This is a genomic window from Paenibacillus sp. FSL H7-0716, from assembly GCF_038002705.1.
GTDB lineage: Bacteria > Bacillota > Bacilli > Paenibacillales > Paenibacillaceae > Paenibacillus_AQ > Paenibacillus_AQ odorifer.
This window is the reverse complement of the sequence record NZ_JBBODA010000021.1, coordinates 1-18,073: the sequence shown is the minus strand read 5'-3', so window position 1 is coordinate 18,073 and position 18,073 is coordinate 1. Positions and strand designations below refer to the sequence as shown.

The 18,073-nt window shown below is 44.6% G+C and carries 17 protein-coding genes; 4 read left to right on the top strand and 13 right to left on the bottom strand.

Features of this window, described 5'->3' with window-relative positions; genetic code table 11:
- Positions 1-65: 65 nt before the first annotated feature.
- The gene (locus MHH60_RS22645; RefSeq protein ID WP_076136541.1) at positions 66-641 is read left to right on the top strand and encodes a YhcN/YlaJ family sporulation lipoprotein; all 576 of its coding nucleotides are present in this window, start codon (positions 66-68) and stop codon (positions 639-641) included.
- Between the two features lie 55 nt (positions 642-696).
- Here the strand turns inward: MHH60_RS22645 and MHH60_RS22640 are convergent, their stop codons facing one another.
- The 6 genes from MHH60_RS22640 to MHH60_RS22615 all read right to left on the bottom strand — a co-directional run bounded on the left by MHH60_RS22640 (position 697) and on the right by MHH60_RS22615 (position 6,296).
- On the bottom strand, positions 697-1,149 hold the full coding sequence (locus MHH60_RS22640) for a pyridoxamine 5'-phosphate oxidase family protein (protein ID WP_076136543.1): 453 nt from the start codon (positions 1,147-1,149) through the stop codon (positions 697-699).
- Positions 1,150-1,250: 101 nt separating this feature from the next.
- A complete protein-coding gene (locus tag MHH60_RS22635) occupies positions 1,251-2,351 on the bottom strand; it encodes an LCP family protein (protein WP_076136545.1) in 1,101 nt (366 codons plus the stop codon).
- A gap of 82 nt (positions 2,352-2,433) precedes the next feature.
- Entirely contained in the window at positions 2,434-2,730 is a 297-nt protein-coding gene (locus tag MHH60_RS22630) for a YlaH-like family protein (RefSeq protein WP_036683721.1), read from the bottom strand.
- 129 nt (positions 2,731-2,859) lie between these two features.
- Entirely contained in the window at positions 2,860-4,701 is a 1,842-nt protein-coding gene (gene typA, locus MHH60_RS22625) for a translational GTPase TypA (protein ID WP_076129029.1), read from the bottom strand.
- A gap of 206 nt (positions 4,702-4,907) precedes the next feature.
- On the bottom strand, positions 4,908-5,417 hold the full coding sequence (locus tag MHH60_RS22620; protein WP_076136547.1) for a hypothetical protein: 510 nt from the start codon (positions 5,415-5,417) through the stop codon (positions 4,908-4,910).
- Positions 5,418-5,636: 219 nt separating this feature from the next.
- Positions 5,637-6,296 (bottom strand): TerC family protein, encoded by a 660-nt coding sequence (locus MHH60_RS22615; protein WP_076136549.1) that lies wholly within the window; start codon positions 6,294-6,296, stop codon positions 5,637-5,639.
- 172 nt (positions 6,297-6,468) lie between these two features.
- Between MHH60_RS22615 and MHH60_RS22610 the strand changes: the two genes are divergently transcribed.
- Positions 6,469-7,161, top strand: a complete 693-nt coding sequence (locus MHH60_RS22610; RefSeq protein WP_076098540.1) for a TerC family protein — start codon at positions 6,469-6,471, stop codon at positions 7,159-7,161.
- 67 nt (positions 7,162-7,228) lie between these two features.
- Here the strand turns inward: MHH60_RS22610 and thiI are convergent, their stop codons facing one another.
- From thiI to MHH60_RS22580, 6 genes are all read right to left on the bottom strand, one after another.
- On the bottom strand, positions 7,229-8,515 hold the full coding sequence (gene thiI, locus MHH60_RS22605; protein WP_256715163.1) for a tRNA uracil 4-sulfurtransferase ThiI: 1,287 nt from the start codon (positions 8,513-8,515) through the stop codon (positions 7,229-7,231).
- A gap of 3 nt (positions 8,516-8,518) precedes the next feature.
- A complete protein-coding gene (locus MHH60_RS22600) occupies positions 8,519-9,670 on the bottom strand; it encodes a cysteine desulfurase family protein (protein WP_076136551.1) in 1,152 nt (383 codons plus the stop codon).
- An 82-nt stretch (positions 9,671-9,752) separates the two neighbouring features.
- Positions 9,753-10,457 carry a lytic transglycosylase domain-containing protein gene (locus MHH60_RS22595; RefSeq protein ID WP_038572880.1) on the bottom strand — a complete coding sequence of 235 codons (705 nt, stop codon included), beginning with the start codon at positions 10,455-10,457 and terminating at the stop codon, positions 9,753-9,755.
- A gap of 185 nt (positions 10,458-10,642) precedes the next feature.
- The gene (locus tag MHH60_RS22590) at positions 10,643-11,053 is read right to left on the bottom strand and encodes a hypothetical protein (RefSeq protein ID WP_076136553.1); all 411 of its coding nucleotides are present in this window, start codon (positions 11,051-11,053) and stop codon (positions 10,643-10,645) included.
- Between the two features lie 12 nt (positions 11,054-11,065).
- Positions 11,066-11,254 (bottom strand): DUF1540 domain-containing protein, encoded by a 189-nt coding sequence (locus tag MHH60_RS22585; protein WP_370511262.1) that lies wholly within the window; start codon positions 11,252-11,254, stop codon positions 11,066-11,068.
- 199 nt (positions 11,255-11,453) lie between these two features.
- Positions 11,454-11,951 (bottom strand): YpuI family protein, encoded by a 498-nt coding sequence (locus tag MHH60_RS22580; RefSeq protein ID WP_036683764.1) that lies wholly within the window; start codon positions 11,949-11,951, stop codon positions 11,454-11,456.
- Positions 11,952-12,267: 316 nt separating this feature from the next.
- Here MHH60_RS22580 and MHH60_RS22575 point away from each other — a divergent pair, with 316 nt between their 5' ends.
- Positions 12,268-14,202, top strand: a complete 1,935-nt coding sequence (locus MHH60_RS22575) for a S8 family peptidase (protein WP_076136555.1) — start codon at positions 12,268-12,270, stop codon at positions 14,200-14,202.
- A 5-nt stretch (positions 14,203-14,207) separates the two neighbouring features.
- On the opposite strand, the gene pdxR is transcribed toward MHH60_RS22575, so the two are convergent.
- The gene (pdxR, locus tag MHH60_RS22570; protein WP_076136557.1) at positions 14,208-15,638 is read right to left on the bottom strand and encodes a MocR-like pyridoxine biosynthesis transcription factor PdxR; all 1,431 of its coding nucleotides are present in this window, start codon (positions 15,636-15,638) and stop codon (positions 14,208-14,210) included.
- A 93-nt stretch (positions 15,639-15,731) separates the two neighbouring features.
- On the opposite strand from pdxR, the gene MHH60_RS22565 reads away from it, so the two are divergent.
- Positions 15,732-16,952: an aminotransferase-like domain-containing protein gene (locus tag MHH60_RS22565; RefSeq protein ID WP_076136559.1), complete on the top strand. Its 1,221-nt coding sequence runs from the start codon at positions 15,732-15,734 to the stop codon at positions 16,950-16,952.
- Positions 16,953-18,073 lie beyond the last annotated feature (1,121 nt).

Genomic DNA, 18,073 nt, shown 5'->3' with positions numbered 1-18,073 from the left:
CTCTTTCCGCCAAGGGAAAAGATATGGTACAGAAACGATTCTTTGGCTGAAAGGAGTAATCACATATGAGAAAATCAATATGTCTGTTGCTGGTACTGCTGCTACTGACAAGCTGCGGTATCGCTAATAAAAAGACATCACCCTCTCCTCAGAATAAACAATCTGCGAATGCTGTAAAGGGTACGGGGAACCATGAGGTCCGGCAATTGTCCAATGATGGTGCGTCTAATCCTAAAGCCACCTCAAAAGCTGGTCAAGCCGCCAATGTTAATGGAGAAAGTGAAATTGCACTTAAGGATCATTTTGAACAGTTGGCCAAAAGAGTTCCCGGTGTAAATGGCGCGCACTGTGTAGTCATGAACAAAGTTGCCATTGTTGGTCTTGATGTAGAAGGTTCTCTAGGCCGTTCACGTGTAGGAAGCATCAAATATTCTGTAGCGGAAGCCATCCGCAAAGACCCAAGAAGTGTACGGGCGCTTGTCACTGCCGATATGGATCTCTCCAGCAGATTAGCGGAAATGAGCCGCCATATCTCCAAGGGACATCCGATATCCGGATTCTCATCCGAGCTGGCTGATATTATCGGAAGAATCATGCCACAGCTGCCAGAGGATACCAAGCCGCAAAAAAATGCACAGTAGAGGTTGAGAACAAAAGATGTTCTTTGAGTTCAAAAAAAGCCCAGTGATATTTTCACTAGGCTTTTTTCATGGCAGCAAATACTTGTCCGTCCAACTTCTCAGCGGCACGTCCATCATAAACTTTCGCATATCTTGGGGCGGAGTCCAGCTGCGCGCCGTAAAAAAGCGCGTTGCGGACCGCTTGAATTTCAACATCAAAACAGCACATCTTAAAAGGAACATCTTCTAGCGGGTCCTGCTTTACAGCAGCACTACCGTTAATGGCATAGACAGTTCCTTCACCAAACACAGTTATAGTTATTAATGGATTTACCTTCATATTATTCACAAGTCTTGAACGATGATCAATAGCCAAACGCACAGTACTAGGACTAACAGCATAAAGCCACGAAATCGCTGTGGATGTAGGACCGCCTGTCTCCGCATCAACTGTGTTTAGAAGAACAAAGGTTTCCGATTGCAGCATCGATAGCAAAGTTTCATTCAGCTGAGCAACGGCTTCGGACATAAGTACTGGCCCCCTATGCGACGTTAATTCATTCGATTTATTATATTATAGCACAGGCTGAAACTTGCATTCAATTTTAGCTATGGAAGATATTAAGGTCCTCAAGGCGTCTCAGCAGCTGTCGAATCAGCTCCAGTGGAAATTCCTGCAATCCGATCCTGCAAGCTTTTCTTAGCGGCCTCAAACTCCTCATCATTAATATATACATATGGACTTCGCCACGTTCCAGTAACCGGCTTAAATTCGATATTCTCTTTGGAAATCTTCCAATACGTCGCAATCATATCTTTGATTTGCGAATTTTCGATATCTGTCTTCATGTTACTGTCCACTGCATCAAGCACCTTGCCGATTTTTAATACGCCACCAAGCGATTGCATCTGATCCACCAGACTGTTCAGAACTTCGTTCTGGCGTTTGTTGCGATCAAAATCATCTGATGCGTTGGTCTTAGGCTTGCAATTGGATTTACGATATCGCACATAGTCCAATGCATTTTTTCCATCCAGCTCTGCCGGACCCTTTTTCAGATTGATATTCGTGCCATCCACAGTGTCTGTATAACACATATTTTCACTGATATTTACTTCGACTCCCCCAAGCTCGTCCACTACATCACGGAAGCCCTGAAAATCAAGAATCGTTGTATAATCTACATCAATATCCAAATACTTACCCATCATCGTCTTCATCTCATCTTCAGCCAGTAGACCAGAGGATTTCTCCTTACCCTTGAAGCGAGCATAAAATTCATTAATTTTCGTTTTCTTATAGCCGCTTAGCTCCACATAGGTATCACGAGGAAGCGAAACAATAGTCGCTGATTTAGTCTTTGGATTAAGTGCTGCAACCATGATCACGTCAGTCAAATAAGACTCGTGTTTAGGTCTGTTATCCGTTCCCAGTATAAGCATTGTCAGTGGTTTTTCTGAAGCGGAATGCCCTGGAGCAACCGTACCCTCAACCCCTGCATTAAATACGCCATGCTCAAGCTTCCAATACAGATAACCGCCATAACCCAGCACGCCGAGGATCGCAATAATTAGCAAAGTTAACAATACTCTAACTAATCTGCCAAAAAAACCTCTCTTTTTTACTTTCTTTTTCGTTTTTTTCTTAGAAACACCCTTCACAGGCTGTTTTCTATTAGTAGGTTGTTGCCCGTTTGCTCTTGGAGGTAAACTGCTGTTTCTTGTACTCATAATAGAATAAAGTCCTTTTCATTTCATTTAGAATTAGAATTGCTACATTAATTAGACGATCCTTAAGGTACAAAAGTTGCGATTACGATCTCTTCGCTGCTGCCGCAGCCTTTCTCTTCTGTCGAGCTTCTACTATATAACGTATCCGTACCATCAGCATTAATCCGACAGCAACCAACAGACATTGGATAATCGGAAGCTTATCATGTTGGAAAATGAGGAGCATGCCAGAGCCAATCGCCATCATTATGTAGAGCATGATTTCCTTGCCAATCGATAACTTTTGATTCACACGAAAGACTTGATTATAAACAAAAGTAAGCAATATAAAGATAACAATATAAGCGACGATTGGATGCTCAGCGAACCACACCTGCATAGATAACCGCACTCCTCCCAAATTTAAGATACGTTTACATTATATCATCAGTAGGGGAATTTTTTGTTTCTTATATTAAAAAAAGCCGCCGGATGCAATAATCCGGCGGTCTTATTCATAAGCATGTGTTTACGCGTTGGCTTGTGCTGTTTTACGTTGTTTCTCTACACGTTCGCGTTCGCCTTTGTTCAGAATCTTTTTACGCAAACGAATGGATTTAGGTGTAATTTCACAATATTCATCATCGTTCAAATATTCAAGTGCGCCTTCCAAAGAGAAGGTGCGTGGTGTCTTCATTTTTACAGTATCATCTTTGCCTGAGGTACGCATGTTGGTAAGTGCTTTTTCTTTACAGATGTTAACGATAATATCGTTATCACGGGTATGCTCGCCTACGATCATACCTTCATAAATTTCTGTACCTGCATCCAAGAAGAGAATACCACGATCCTCAACACCCACGATTCCGTATTGAGTTGTTGATCCAGTCTCACTTGCTACAAGCACACCTTGATGACGTCCTCCAACTTGACCAGCAACCAGTGGAGCGTAGCTGTCAAAAGCATGGTTCATAACGCCGTAACCGCGTGTCAAAGTCAAGAAGTAAGTGTTGTAACCAATCAATCCACGTGCAGGAATCAGGAACTCCAGACGTACTTGACCCGTACCGTTGTTAATCATATTGACCATTTCGGCTTTACGAGTACCCAGACTCTCCATAACAGAGCCCATGCTCTCTTCTGGAATATCAATCATTAGACGTTCAAGCGGCTCCATTTTGACACCGTCGATTTCTTTAATGATTACTTGTGGTTTAGAAACTTGCATTTCATAACCTTCACGACGCATATTCTCGATCAGAATACCAAGGTGAAGCTCACCGCGTCCAGAAACGATAAATGCGTCAGGACTATCAGTTTCTTCCACACGCAAACTCACGTCTGTTTCAAGTTCTTTAAATAGACGCTCACGTAGTTTACGGGAAGTTACCCATTTACCTTCTTTACCAGCAAAAGGACTGTTATTCACTAGGAATGTCATTTGCATGGTCGGCTCGTCAATCTTCAGAACCGGAAGTGCTTCAGGGTTTGCAGGATCAGCAATGGTCTCACCAATGTTGATGTCCTTGATCCCTGCAATAGCAACGATATCCCCTGCGCCCGCTTGCTCTGTTTCAATACGTTTCAAACCTTGGAAGCCGAACAATTTCTCGATACGTGCAGTTTTGCTCTTACCATCACGCATAATAACTGTTACAGATTGACCTTGTTTGATCACACCGCGGTTAACACGTCCAATCGCAATACGACCCAAGTATTCGTTATAATCCATCAACGTTACGAGGAATTGAAGCGGTTCTTCAACACTTTCGGTTGGAGCTGGAATATGTTCAACAATGGTTTCGTAGAGCGAAAGCATCGTTTCATCTTGTTTCTCAGGAACCATGCTTGATGTACCATTAAGAGCAGATGCATAAACAACAGGGAATTCCAATTGTTCGTCATTTGCTTCAAGTTCGATGAACAAATCGAGCACTTCATCAATAACTTCCTTAGGACGAGCAGCTGGACGGTCAATCTTGTTCACGACAACAATCGGTGTAAGTTTTTGTTCCAATGCTTTACGCAGAACGAATTTCGTTTGCGGCATGCAGCCTTCATAAGCATCAACAACCAGCAATACACCGTCAACCATTTTCATGATCCGTTCTACTTCGCCACCAAAGTCAGCATGTCCAGGTGTATCCACAATGTTGATCAAAAACTCTTTATAAGTAATTGCTGTATTTTTAGCTAGGATTGTAATTCCACGTTCCCGTTCGATATCATTAGAGTCCATAGCACGTTCTTGCAAGTGCTCATGGGCGCTGAAGATCCCCGATTGTTGAAGGAGCTGATCGACGAGTGTTGTTTTGCCATGGTCAACGTGGGCAATGATCGCAATGTTGCGAATATCTTTTCTTGAATGCATGATTTGTATCCAAATCCTCTCATTTATCAAATTAAAACTGTTAAAATTCATAGCATGTCACGGCAGTCTCACAAAAGAAGCGCCAGGCAGAAAGCCGACGCTTCAACATAACATTAATATTATAGTGAAAGTACTATGAAAAGCAAGTCTTTTTATGAAAAAAACAGTTACCAATTTCCGTTTTTTTTCACAAGATCCTACAGCAATTAGCTTCGATACCATCTATTCCGGCCACGTACTCTGCCTCGTCCTGTAATCAGCCAAATTCCTACAGCTATTAATACAATCCCGATCAGGTAGATCGCGCCGGTGCCCATAAGGCTGAAAATACAAAGTGCAAGGCTTAGTAAGCCTAATGTTACAGCAATTGCTGACAGTCCACCCGTCCGTCTTGGTTCATAGATAGAGTATTCATACAAGCCCACGGCAAGACCAAGCAACAGCACAGGCCATAAGCTTCTCATAAGCCCCCATCCCCAAATATTGCAAAGACCAAACAACAAACCATACACCGTTAATATCCCGGCAGGAACCAATACCGAGGCCGAAGCACGACGGCTGAAAAATAACATGTGTAGTACTATTCCTGGAATTAAAATCACTAGAGGCCAAAGCGCGCGGCCCAAATATCCGAAGACGCCCAGCTTACCTAATAAAATCACGATGCCAGCAGCAACAATAAAAATTCCTAGCTGTATATCTTTCTTTGAAGACATCCTTCACCCATCCCTTCAATTTCACGTCTACCTCATTTCCTCGTCACCTTATAGCCTGAAAGCGACAGGATTCTTACTCATATATTATCCGAAACATACACAAAATGCCATCACTCCCTGTGATTAATCAGTGTCGATAAGTACTTCTGATCGCGCAAAAAAACGGACAATTCCAATTTATGGAGATGTCCGTTTAGTATTGCCTTTTATTGCAGTTTATTAACCTGCAGATGTTTTTCTGCGTTTAATTGCTCCCGTAACCACAACTAATATTCCTAAAGCAATGGGCAAATAGGAATGTGAGGAAGGGAACAAAAAGGAGAGCATCGTCCCTAATTTTGCATCCTGAAGCAACATATCCCCTGCTGTAAACGCCAATATATAAGCACCGATAAATACGAGCACTGGAAACCGGTGCAGCCAGCCTACAATGATGCCGCTTCCCCACACTACTATCGGAATGCTAAGGGCAATCCCGATGACAATTAAAGCCAAATCTCCTTTAGCTACTCCTGCAATGGCTAGTACATTATCCAGGCTCATAATGAAGTCTGCTACAAGAATCGTTCGGATTGCTTTCCAGACTGAGGATGATTCCCTTACTCTGAGATCCTCCTCTTCCTCCAAAAGCAGCTTGAACGCTATCCATAGCAGCAGCATTCCCCCTCCTGCCTGAATATAAGGGATTTTTAATAGCAATACCGCCACAAAAGTAAGCAAACACCGCAGAACAACTGCGCCTGCTGAGCCCCACCAAACCGCAGTCTTTCGGTGCTTCGCCGAAAGATCCTTGCTGGCCATTGCGATAACCATTGCATTATCTCCGCTCAGCACCAGATTAATCATCAATATTTCACCAAGGAGCAATAATGAATCCATTCGCACTTACCTCCCCGAGTCACATGTAACTACTTGTATGTTCGGAAATGACAAGCTATGCTTCCTGTCCAACTTTTTTTGAGCGTGAACGCATGTTGGCTCCTTTTTTTGCGTATACAAAACTAAGCATATTTTGAAGCTCAATCTAACAACACTTGGGAGTGACTTCGCTTTGAATACATCCATCTGGGAGTTTATATTATCGCTGCTCAACATTATTTTTCTAGATCTTATTTTGGCGGGAGATAATGCTATTGTGATCGGTCTTGCGGCGCGTAATTTACCGTCAGACACGCAAAAAAAGGCTATCGTATTTGGAACAGCAGGTGCTGTAGTGTTGCGGATCTTCGCAACGATTCTGGTCGTATGGTTGTTGAAAATCCCCTGGTTACTGCTTGCCGGAGGGATTTTACTCATTCTGATTGCCTATAAGCTGTTAACCAGTGAGAACACTTCAACAGATATCAAGGCAGGTCAAAGCTTGTGGTCCGCTGTAGGGACAATCATTTTAGCTGATGCTGCCATGGGTCTTGATAATGTGATCGCCATTGCCGGAGCTGCCAAGCATAATATCTCACTAGTTATCATAGGACTGCTGATCAGTGTCCCCATTGTTGTGTGGGGAAGTACCCTTTTTATTAAATTAATCAACAAATATCCATGGATCATTTATATTGGTTCTGCTGTCTTAGGTTTTACTGCTTCAAGTATGATGACGGATGAACATCAGCTTGCGCCATTTTTTGATCATCATCCGCTGCTCAAATATCTGTTTATAATCGTGATCATTATAGGTATCTTGGCAGCAGGACATTGGAAACGCCAATCAAAACCAGAAGAGCCTCAGGAGGGCACAATCGTCTAAACCACAAAAAAACTGCCTCAGAACGTAGATTTCACTACGCTCCAAGGCAGTTTTTTGGTTTATTATTTTAGAACCATTCTTCCTGTAATCCAGCCTCAACACTTACAACATCACTAGGCTTCTCATCTCCATAAGGAGTGATTAACACGGTCTCTGTGGCTTCAATCGCTGCTTCCAGAAGTTCAGAATATCCCGGAAGCGTAGCCTCTATCTTATCCACAATCCGTAAATTCGGATTTGTTGTAGGTGATTTTGGAACAAATAAAGTACAGCAATCCTCATAAGGAAGGATAGACAAATCATAGGTACCGATGTTCTTCGACAGGTCCACGATATCACTTTTGTCCATCATTACCAGCGGACGCAGAAGGGGGAGGGTTGTCGCCCGGCCAATCACGTTCATGCTTGGCAAGGTCTGGCTAGCGACTTGTCCCAGACTATCCCCGGTTACAATCGCCAATGCACCTTCGCGATCAGCAAGCTGGGTAGTAATTCTCAGCATTGCCCGCCGCATCAGCGTAATAATCAAATTATCCTGGCCAATACCGGTAAAGGAAGTCTGCACTTCTGTAAAGGGTACCAGATGCAGCTTAATAACACCCGCATAACGTGACAATACCCGCGCAAGATCCACAACTTTTTGTCTAGCAAGCTCGCTTGTATAAGGATAACTGTAGAAGTGCACACATTCCACTTCGAGTCCGCGCCGCATGGATGACCAGCCTGCTACGGGACTATCAATGCCACCGGACAGCAATAACATCGCTTTTCCGTTAGTGCCTAATGGAAATCCGCCTACACCGGCAATATTTTCACAGAAAATATAAGTATGTCCCTGACGAATTTCGACCCTCAGCTCTAATTCAGGCGATTTAACGTCTACGGTGAGGCCAGGATATCCTTGCAATAGTGGTGTCGCGATCAGTTTATTCATCTCAATGGAGCCATAAGGGAACTCTTTCCATACCCGCCGAGCATTAACCTTAAATCTGGTGCCAGGAGCAGGCGCGATTATCTCCAAAAATTGACGGCTGACCGCTACAATATCTTCAAGCTCTGACTTAGAAACCTTCACTGGACTGACTGAAGCAATGCCAAAGACATTCTTCAGTGCTTGTACCAATTCAATCGCAGATTCCCCGTTCAGTTCCACGTAAATTCTTCCGAATTCCTTGCTCAGAACTACGTTTGGATAAGGCTTAATCAATTCCTTCACATGACGCAGTACGGTTTTTTCAAATCGGGTACGATTTTTGCCCTTTAAAGTAAACTCCCCAAAACGCAGGAGCAGCATATCAGCGTATTCTATACTATGGGCTCTGCCTTCTGCAGATTCCTTATTCATTATGCTCATTTGTTACTTCATTCCTCCTTCAGCAATCTTTAAAGCTTGTACCGCAGTGGTTAATGCTTGCTCAAGCGCAGCGACATCCTCATCTGTATGACTGTCGCCAAGGCTAATACGAATCCCACCTGAAGCAATGGAGACATCTTTACCCATAGACAATAACACACGACTAGGTTCAGCCAGTCGTGAGGAGCAGGCCGAGCGGGTGGAGACAGCCATCCCCAGTTCCTCCAGCTTGCGGGCGAATACCTCTCCCTTCATGCCAGGGTAAGAGAAATGTACAACATGGGGAGCTCCATCCTCTCTGCTGTTTATAACAAATTCAGGAACGGTGCGCAAGAAGCGTAATAATCGATCTCGGAGTGGAACCAACTGTGCAACGAAGGTTTCGCGCTGCTCACCACTCATACGGATAGCTTTGGAAGATGCGACAATCGCAGGTACATTTTCAGTACCAGCGCGTTGTCCTTCTTCATGAGAGCCCCCTGTAAGCAATGGGAATAGCTTAATTCCATCTTTGATATACAGTAATCCCACTCCACGTGGGCCTCGAAGTTTATGAGGAGACAGGCTATAAAGATCCACCTGCCAATCCTTTAAATCAACTGCAAGCTTACCATATCCCTGAACACCATCTACATGAATTAAGATTCGCGGATTCACAGCTTTAATCAGCTTACCCATCTCTTTAAGCGGTTGTATCGTTCCAATCTCGTTATTGACATGCATCACACTAACAAGAACTGTGTCGCGCCGGACAGCAGCAGCTATGCGCTCAGGATCAACAACGCCCGTGCTATCGGGTGCTACAAAAGTAACCTCCCAGCCCATTCGCTGCAATTGCAGGAAACTCTCATATACAGAGGGATGCTCTATTTCTGTAGTTACCAAATGGCGGCCTCTAGTCTGATATTGCAGAGCAGCGCCTTTTATCGCCAAATTATTGCTTTCCGTTGCACCAGAAGTAAATAGAATCTCCTGCGGTTGTACAGATAAAGCAGCAGCGCATACTTCACGCGACCGTCTGATCAGCTTACCCGCTTCACTGCCCGCACGGTGCAAAGAGGAAGGGTTCGCATAATGCAGTTTCATAATTTGTTCCATCGTCTGCACCACTTCTTCATAGGGCGGTGTTGCGGCGGCATAATCCCAGTAAAGCATATGTCAAATGTCTCCTTTACTTCGTTGAGTGAACTTATTATCGAAAAAGGATCAAACGGTGTTTCCCGTTTGATCCTTTTTATTATACCGCGTATTGAGCGCGGGCGCGTTCTATTTTGAAGATATAAGACTGTGTCTCTTTTGGGAGCAGGCTAAGTTTCTCCAATAATTCCTGATCATTGGTTACTCCCAGATCTGTTACCCGTCCCGGCCCTGCGTTGTACGCTGCAAGTGCCATCTTTTCCTCTCCGCCAAAGCGTTTCAGTTGATAAGATAAATAACGTACGCCGCCATCAATGTTTTGCGCCGGATCGAACGAATCAGTAACACCTAAGCCGCTCGCGGTGCCATCCATAAGCTGCATTAAACCTTTAGCCCCTGCGGAAGAGACCACATTAGGATTAAACGAGGATTCAGTATCAATCACTGCTTTGATCAGATCAATCGGCACGCCATATTTAGCACTCGCCTTCTGAATGAGATCATCATAGCTTGTAGGTGTGGAACCCGTTATTTCCCCGGAAATTATGTTATTGAAGGTTTCTGTTGTCCCACCTATCTGCTGCCATAACAAGCTGCTTACAGAAGTTGCATCCGGAAGAGAGGTCAAATAGCTTGAACTTTCACTACTCGTTGACATTGCCTGAAGCATTGTCGCAAATCCAGAAGCTGAAACTCCTGTTGACCGTTCATTTCCATTCGCGGAGCTAGTTTTTTCGGTTGTAGCCTTAAGGTTGATCCATTTAAGCTGCCCTAACCCGTCGGTTACAGCGGGATTGATCTGCATGCTGGCGCACTCCTTTTTTGTCCTACTCGAATCATATATAAGGTTTCGCGTTGAAATTTCGATGAATTACGGCTTAATCTTACATTTTATCTGAGATTATTGCTATATGTTGGAATGAAAAAACAGACTTCAGACCCTGATATTTAGGTCTAAAAGCCTGTTTAGATCAAGCCATTCAGTTCTTTTTAGCGCGCAAAGGGAATCATCACGAAGTAACTTAGTGTCGCAACAATCCCTAAGCCCATTGCCCATGCCCCAAGCGTTTTTTGCTCTTTGACATAGGAATAATAACCAACTATGGCAGCGATGGGTCCGAGAATAAAGGACCAGATGAACAATGAGGCGATCCCCATCCCCAGTCCAACATACCCCATTACCCGGCTTCCACTATATTCCGCTTCACTGTCCTTGCGCTCTTCCACTAAACGCGGGGCATCCCGAACCTGCATTGGAACCGGATTTACCTCAGCAGCGTATTCTTCGCGATGCTCTCTGTCCCGCCGAGGATAGTCCACTCTCCGCGGACGAAGAATGACTTTTCTCGGACCGGACTGTTCTCGTGATGAGCTTGATTCATTATCCTTTTCTGTGTCCATTCTGGCGGCCTCCTAAGCGTTCGGCTTAAACGTCAGACAACATGTTGCAGATGATGTACTGGCATGATCGCGGTGACCTTCATTTGTCATTTCTTCAGCATATTCTTCCTTATAACCATTGCCTACGTGCTTATCAATCTCGATGACAATTTCTTCAGCCCGGCATAAATTATGCTCGCCCCAATAATGACAATTGCTCACGCTACATTTTACTAATGGTTTTTCACTTGACATAATTATCACCTCGGCTTCATTATGTCCGCTCCATTTACCCGCTATTCGACAGAGTGGTTTCCAGTTGATGTATCGAGACAGGCTTTTAATCCACGCAAAAAAAGGACCAGCTCATCGTCATTACAAAATGACAAATTGCTGATCCCTATAGATCACTATTTAGAAGTTAAACCTGATTTTGCATACGTTTCTCGGTCAAATAGTCGTTCTCATAATAAATGAGATCATCGCGAAGATCTTCATACGTTTTGGTGATTTCCAGGATGATATCACGTGCGGGACGTACTGGCTTTTTGCGGAAACGGATTGCATCCTGACCAGTATAAGCGTAACGGCCATCTTCAGAATAGCTTTCATTTTTCGGATAAAAGAAGTTGTTCACGCCATAGTGATATACATTATAAAGCGCTTTCTGTGCAAAAGATTCATCGAATGTCGCACGACGCAGCGCAACGCCTAATTTCTCATATGACATTTCCGAGAACACTAATAGGTGACGAAGATCGGACAGAAAACCTTGGTAAAATTGTACGGTTTCCTCATCTCCCTCAACTACAAGCTGAGGCAATGCATGCTCATTTAGAAATACTTCCATTTTGTCGATTACCACTTTAAGTTTATCTCTCGTCGATTCACATAATTTCTGCACATTGGCTGCTGACATAGCGGTTGCTCCTCCTTATTATTCCCTGCTCTTGTAGTCAATAAAGTTAATCCTCTGAAAGAAACCGCCCTAAAGACGTATCTCTTTATTCTTGCAATATCAGGATGTGAACACAGAGAAGTCTAACCTTCTGAACAATTATTAAGAACAACATCTAATGAGGTATCTCTTACAAAATCAAGAAGACAATTCGAGATACTTATTCTCTCTGATATTATCATAAAAAACGTTAGGAAGGTATCCTTTTCTAAGATGCATAAAAGATACGCTCTCTTCTAAACCTATAGACATTACATTGCATAGAGGAGCGGAAATCATGTCACGAAAAAATCTAACAGTTGCAGGTTTGGTTACAGCAGCTTTTACAGTTGGGTTACTTACCTTTGCCCTGCGCCCTGCCACTAATGGGACGACCAGAGATGTCGCAAAAGTCGCTGTTCAGAATCCGGCTCCAACTTCAGCTTTGCATTCACCTCCAAATCCCTCTCAGGAAAAAACATTAAAGAAAACCTCCTTAAGCCAGGATGTGGAGGCGACAGACCATCTGAACAGAGTCGATGTCAGTAGACATTTAACTAAACTCCTGTCTGAAACAGACGGGATGTCTTCGATTCATGATAAATCAGTGTATGCGAAACGATTGCAGCAAGACCACGGGTTTATCTCCATGCTGATGTGGATCGATTTCCGCACACAAAAGACTGAGACCTTTAAGTCGTCTTTTCCAAAAGGAACCGAACAGGAGAACAAACAGCTTCTAAAATATCTCAATACGGCAAAATCAGCAATCCACGGTCATCAATCCTATGAATCTCCAACGTTTACAATCGGTAAAGAAAAATATTACTTTATCGCTCAGCGGAACAAACAGAAAAATGTAGGGATCATTGCTCTTATTAACCAAAAGGTGCTTGGGCGTGTGGCAGACCATCAGCTGAAGAACCTGCGTCTCATTCCGTATCCTAAGGAAGGCAAATACCATGTGGAATCAGTCCACACCGATAACTTAAAGGACATTACAGTCAAGACCGGCCATGATAACGAAAATGCCAGCCATTTTTATGAGAATGAAATTGTAGTCCGTTTTAAGGGAAATGCTCCGACTCAGGGACAGCTCCAGACGATAACCGCCGATATCCACTGCAAGCAGCCACGCAAGCTGGGATATGCCTATATCTTTCGCTCTGAGAAGATGACCTATTATCAGCTGAAATCCTATTTCACCAACAAATGGCATCCCGAGTATACGGAACCTCACTATATGTATTTAACCAATGATACCATCACTAAAAACGCTGAAGGAACTGTCACGCCTAACGACATGTTATTCTCCACTTACCAATGGAACCTCCCGGCGATTGAAACTGAGCTAGGTTGGAATCTTTCCAAAGGCAGCAAAGAAGTGGTTGTAGCCGTAGTCGATACGGGAGTACAGATTAATCATCCTGATTTACAAGGTAAGCTTTTGACTGGTTACAATGCCATTACCAATGGTTCCACACCCGAAGATGATGTAGGTCACGGTACACATGTATCTGGTATCATTGGCGCACTTGTTAACAACGGGGAAGGCGTAGCTGGCATCAGCTGGTACAATAAGATCCTCCCTGTAAAAGCGCTAGATAACTCAGGTGCCGGAACGACTTATTCCGTAGCAGAAGGTATCATATGGGCAGCTGACAATGGCGCAAAGGTTATTAACTTAAGTTTAGGGAATTATGCCGACTCTCAGTTCCTCCATGATGCGATTAAATACGCCTACGACCGGGACATCGTGCTTGTGTCTGCAGCAGGCAATGATAATACAGAACGGCCTGGATATCCTGCGGCTTATCCCGAAGTGATTGCAGTGGCTGCTACAAATGCTTCAGGGGAAAAAGCCTCCTTCTCCAACTACGGCGATTATATTGATGTCGCTGCACCCGGAGAAAGCATCGCAAGCACCTATCCGGACAGCCAGTATGCCGCTTTATCCGGCACGTCGATGGCCAGCCCCCATGTCGCTGCGCTGGCGGGTCTGGTACGTTCACTGAATCCTAATCTGACGAATAAGGAAGTTATGGACCTTATGACCAAAAACGCTGTTGATCTGGGAACTTCCGGCCATGATAAATATTTTGGCTGGGGTCAGGTCGATATTTATAAAACGCTACAAGCGGCAAGCGGCAATCAAGTCCCATTGCAGCTTTTCCCTCAGCATGTACGCCAACAAATGAATCAATTAAAACAAAAAACAAAGAACACCCCTTAACCGTGTCATTGCAAAAACCGGCCAAGTAAGCGCAGAAACCGCAGTAACCCTTCCTCCATTTCCGGTTCCTTCATTTGCGAATAGCAAAGACGGATGTGGCGGGAAGGCGTTTCCGCAGAGTAACAGACATCACCTGGTAAAAAAGAAATATTCTCCTGCTCCGCCAAGTCATGCAGGCTTGCGATATCAGGAGAAGGGGGCAGTTCAAGCCAGAGATTAAGTCCTCCCTCTGGTAGAATATAGTTCACTCCAGGCGGCGCGTACAGCTTCAGAAGCTTCGCCGCCTTTTCCATACGACCACGGAGTGTAATTCGTAGCTGTGCTGCGTAGGCGTCGTATTTTTCAGCGATGAAGGGTAATACGGCCTTCTGTGTCAGCAAGGGACTTCCAAGGTCACTCGCAGATTTAGCGGCGATCAGCCGGGACAGAATATTTCCTTCTGCGGCTACACAGGCAATTCGGCAACCAGGTGCAAGTACTTTGCTAAAGCTTTTCATATAGACTACATGTCCATCGGGATCCATTGATTTAATCGCCCTGGGTGGAGGTGTATGGAAATATAAATCACTAAATGGGTCATCCTCAACAATGAGGCAACGGTAGCTGCGCGCTAATTCCAGCAGTCGTTGTCTTCTTGTGATGCTCATAGTTACGCCGCTTGGATTTTGAAAAGTAGGGATGGTATAAATTAGCTTTGGGGGTCTTTGATCACACATTTTTGTAAGAACATCCACTCGCATCCCTTCACTATCCGTAGGCACAAAAATCATCTCTGCGCCTCGTCCCGCAAATACATCAATAGCACCAGTATAGCTAGGCGCCTCAAGATAGACTGTATCTCCAGGACCAACAAATGTACGAGCCACCAGATCAATGCCTTGCTGGGTCCCGCTGGTTATCATCAAATCGGAAGAAGTTAGCGAAATCCCACGCGATTTCAAATGTTCTCTCATGACATTCCGCAGTTCAAGATCTCCCTGAAAATTTCCGTAGGTTGCCATAAGCTCCGGTTGCTCTTTGACCAAGGACGCGTAGGTGTCACCAATATCTTGAAGTGGCAGCAGCTCACTGTGGATGGCGGCTAAATGAAAGGGATATTTCACTTCCGAAATATCAAAATTCCGCCAAAGCTGAGCCCGCGGCAAATAATCATCATATAAATCCTGCCAGCAACCCTCTTCTTGACGTCTATTATGGGTTGGATTGGCTACAAAGCAGCCTTTACCCTGTCTGCAGTATATAAGTCCTCGTTTCTCAAGCATATCGTAAGCCTTGCTTACTGTAACCTGACTCACGTTCAATGTTATAGCTAGACTTCTAACAGAGGGCAGCCGGACACCTTGCTGAAGCAGTCCTGATGAGATCCGCTGACTGAGGGTTTCACTGATTTGATGGGGTAGAGTTTTGCTGCCGCTGCGATTCAAATCGATATGCATGAACCCTTCACCTCCACTGTTATATTCAACGCTTTACTGTTATACAGCGCTCCTATTATGATAGCATCAAATCGAAAGGTGGAGAACTAATTTATGGATATCAAATACTCAACGGCAGCCAATCATCTAGGGTCATCAGCAGTTCGGGAGATTCTAAAAGTTACACAGGGCAATGACATCATTTCACTTGCAGGCGGGCTGCCTGGGGAGGATTTGTTTCCCTTGGAGGCCGTACGTGATGCCTATAATCGCGTGCTCTCCAGCGACACCTCAGCGCTTCAATATGGGCTTACCGAGGGTTTCACTCCACTACGTGACAAAATCGCTGAAAGGCTTACCCGGCAAGGCATCCCGGTTACAGCCTCTGAGATGGTATTAACTACAGGCTCACAGCAAGCTATAGATCTGTTATGCAAAATATTGCTGGATCCCGGCGATGCCGTTTTTGTGGAAGCGCCCACCTATCTGGCAGCACTACAGGTACTCGGTTCTTACCGGGCTGCTATTCATTCGATACCAAACGACGAACATGGCATCTTGCCGGATCAGTTGGAAGAGCAGATTCGGATACATCGGCCAAAACTGCTATACGCAGTTCCGACCTTCAACAATCCGTCTGGAGCAACCTGGAGTAAAGAACGCCGCGAGAAGGTGGTTGAAATCTGCCGCCGTTACGGTGTTCTTATTCTAGAGGACAATCCCTATGGAGAAATAACCTTTGATGAAGATAAAACTCTATATCCATCCTCATTAGCCTCCATCGATAGAAGCTTCGGCGGGGATCATTGTGTAGTCTACACAGGGACCTTCTCCAAAATCGTCGCCCCTGCCCTGCGCACCGGCTGGATTATCGGCGATTCTGAACTAATCAAAACCATCGCCAAGGCAAAGCAAGCAGCCGATCTGCATTCCAGCACCATCGACCAGCGTGCTTTAGATGAGCTACTGTTGCATTTTGATATTGAGCAGCATATCCGCCTCATCTCAAGAGAGTATCATTCTCGTATGAAGCTCCTGTCCGCGGAACTCAGATCACATGACTGGGAAGGAGCACATTTCCTCGAGCCAAGAGGCGGCATGTTCCTATGGCTTACCCTTTCCGAAGAGATTAACACTAAGGAATTACTCCCGCTGGCAGTAGAAAACGGAGTAGCGTTCGTACCCGGAGAGGTATTCTATTCAGCGGAGCCTCACAAAAACAAAATGCGCCTTAACTTCACACACACGCCACCACAGCAAGTTCCAGTTGCTGTCCAGCGTCTAGAGAAAGCATTGGCTCAGTGGCAGCAACATCAAAACATCGTTCGGTCGTGAACAACTGCTCGTAATCAATAGCCACAATGGCAAAATAAAACGGCTTCTCCATCCTTTATTGGACGGGAAAGCCGTTTTTATGAGTAGATTTCTGAGCTTTCACTTTTGCGCATTTGCAGAATGTGACCTTTACGCATTTCTGCAAATCACATTTTCGTATTTCTACTTTTAGCGTTTTTGCAAATCACATTTCGTAATTCCACATTGAGCGTTTCTGCTCAGCTTATTTCGTATCTTCACATTTCACATTCAGCGATTTTCACACGTCATATTTCTGATTTCCACATTTCAGCGCCTCTACAGATCACATTTTCCTATTTCCACATTCAGCAATTTTTGCTCGTCATATATCAGCGTTTCTGTACAACTCATTTAGCATTTTCACATTCAGCGATTTATGCACATCTCGTTTCACATTTTCACATTCGCATTTCTACACTTTGCACGTCATATATCCCATTTCCCACATTTCGCTTTCCGCATCACCAAACATCCTCCAGTTACTCAACTCATCTGCCACTCAACTAACTCCGATTTCACAGCGAAGTTACAGCCAGAGGTTACAATTGATATTTTGCTACTAACTCCAATCTTCCCGCAGAAGATTAGCCAAGCTCCGCATTGCGCAGTTTGCTAGCTACTAATCTAATTCTGGCGTCAAAGTAACCATGGAGTTCGGGAGTTCGGGAGTTCGGGAGTTCGGGAGTTCTGGAGTTCTGAATTCTGGAGTCCTGAGTTCGGGAGTTCTGGAGTTCTGAGTTCGGAAGGTTCGTATCGGACCCCAGCGCTCTTATTTGCATCAATTCCGTTCATTTGGTTTGCTTATCGGACTCCATAGTCACTATTGGATTCAAAACGCCCGATATCCACCCTGTTTGTGCCGAATAACGGCTCTCCAGTCCGAAACTCCTCCAAAAAGGCATAAAATACACAAATAGCTGCATCTCGGTCCGTTAGCATATCAGCTCATCAACCATCAGCCGTCAGCTCATCAACCATCAGCCGTCAGCTCATCAACCATCATCTATCTACCACCAGCCATCAGCTCATCAGCCACCAGCTCATCTACCACCAGCCATCAGCTCATCAACCATCAGCCGTCAGCTCATCAACCATCAGCC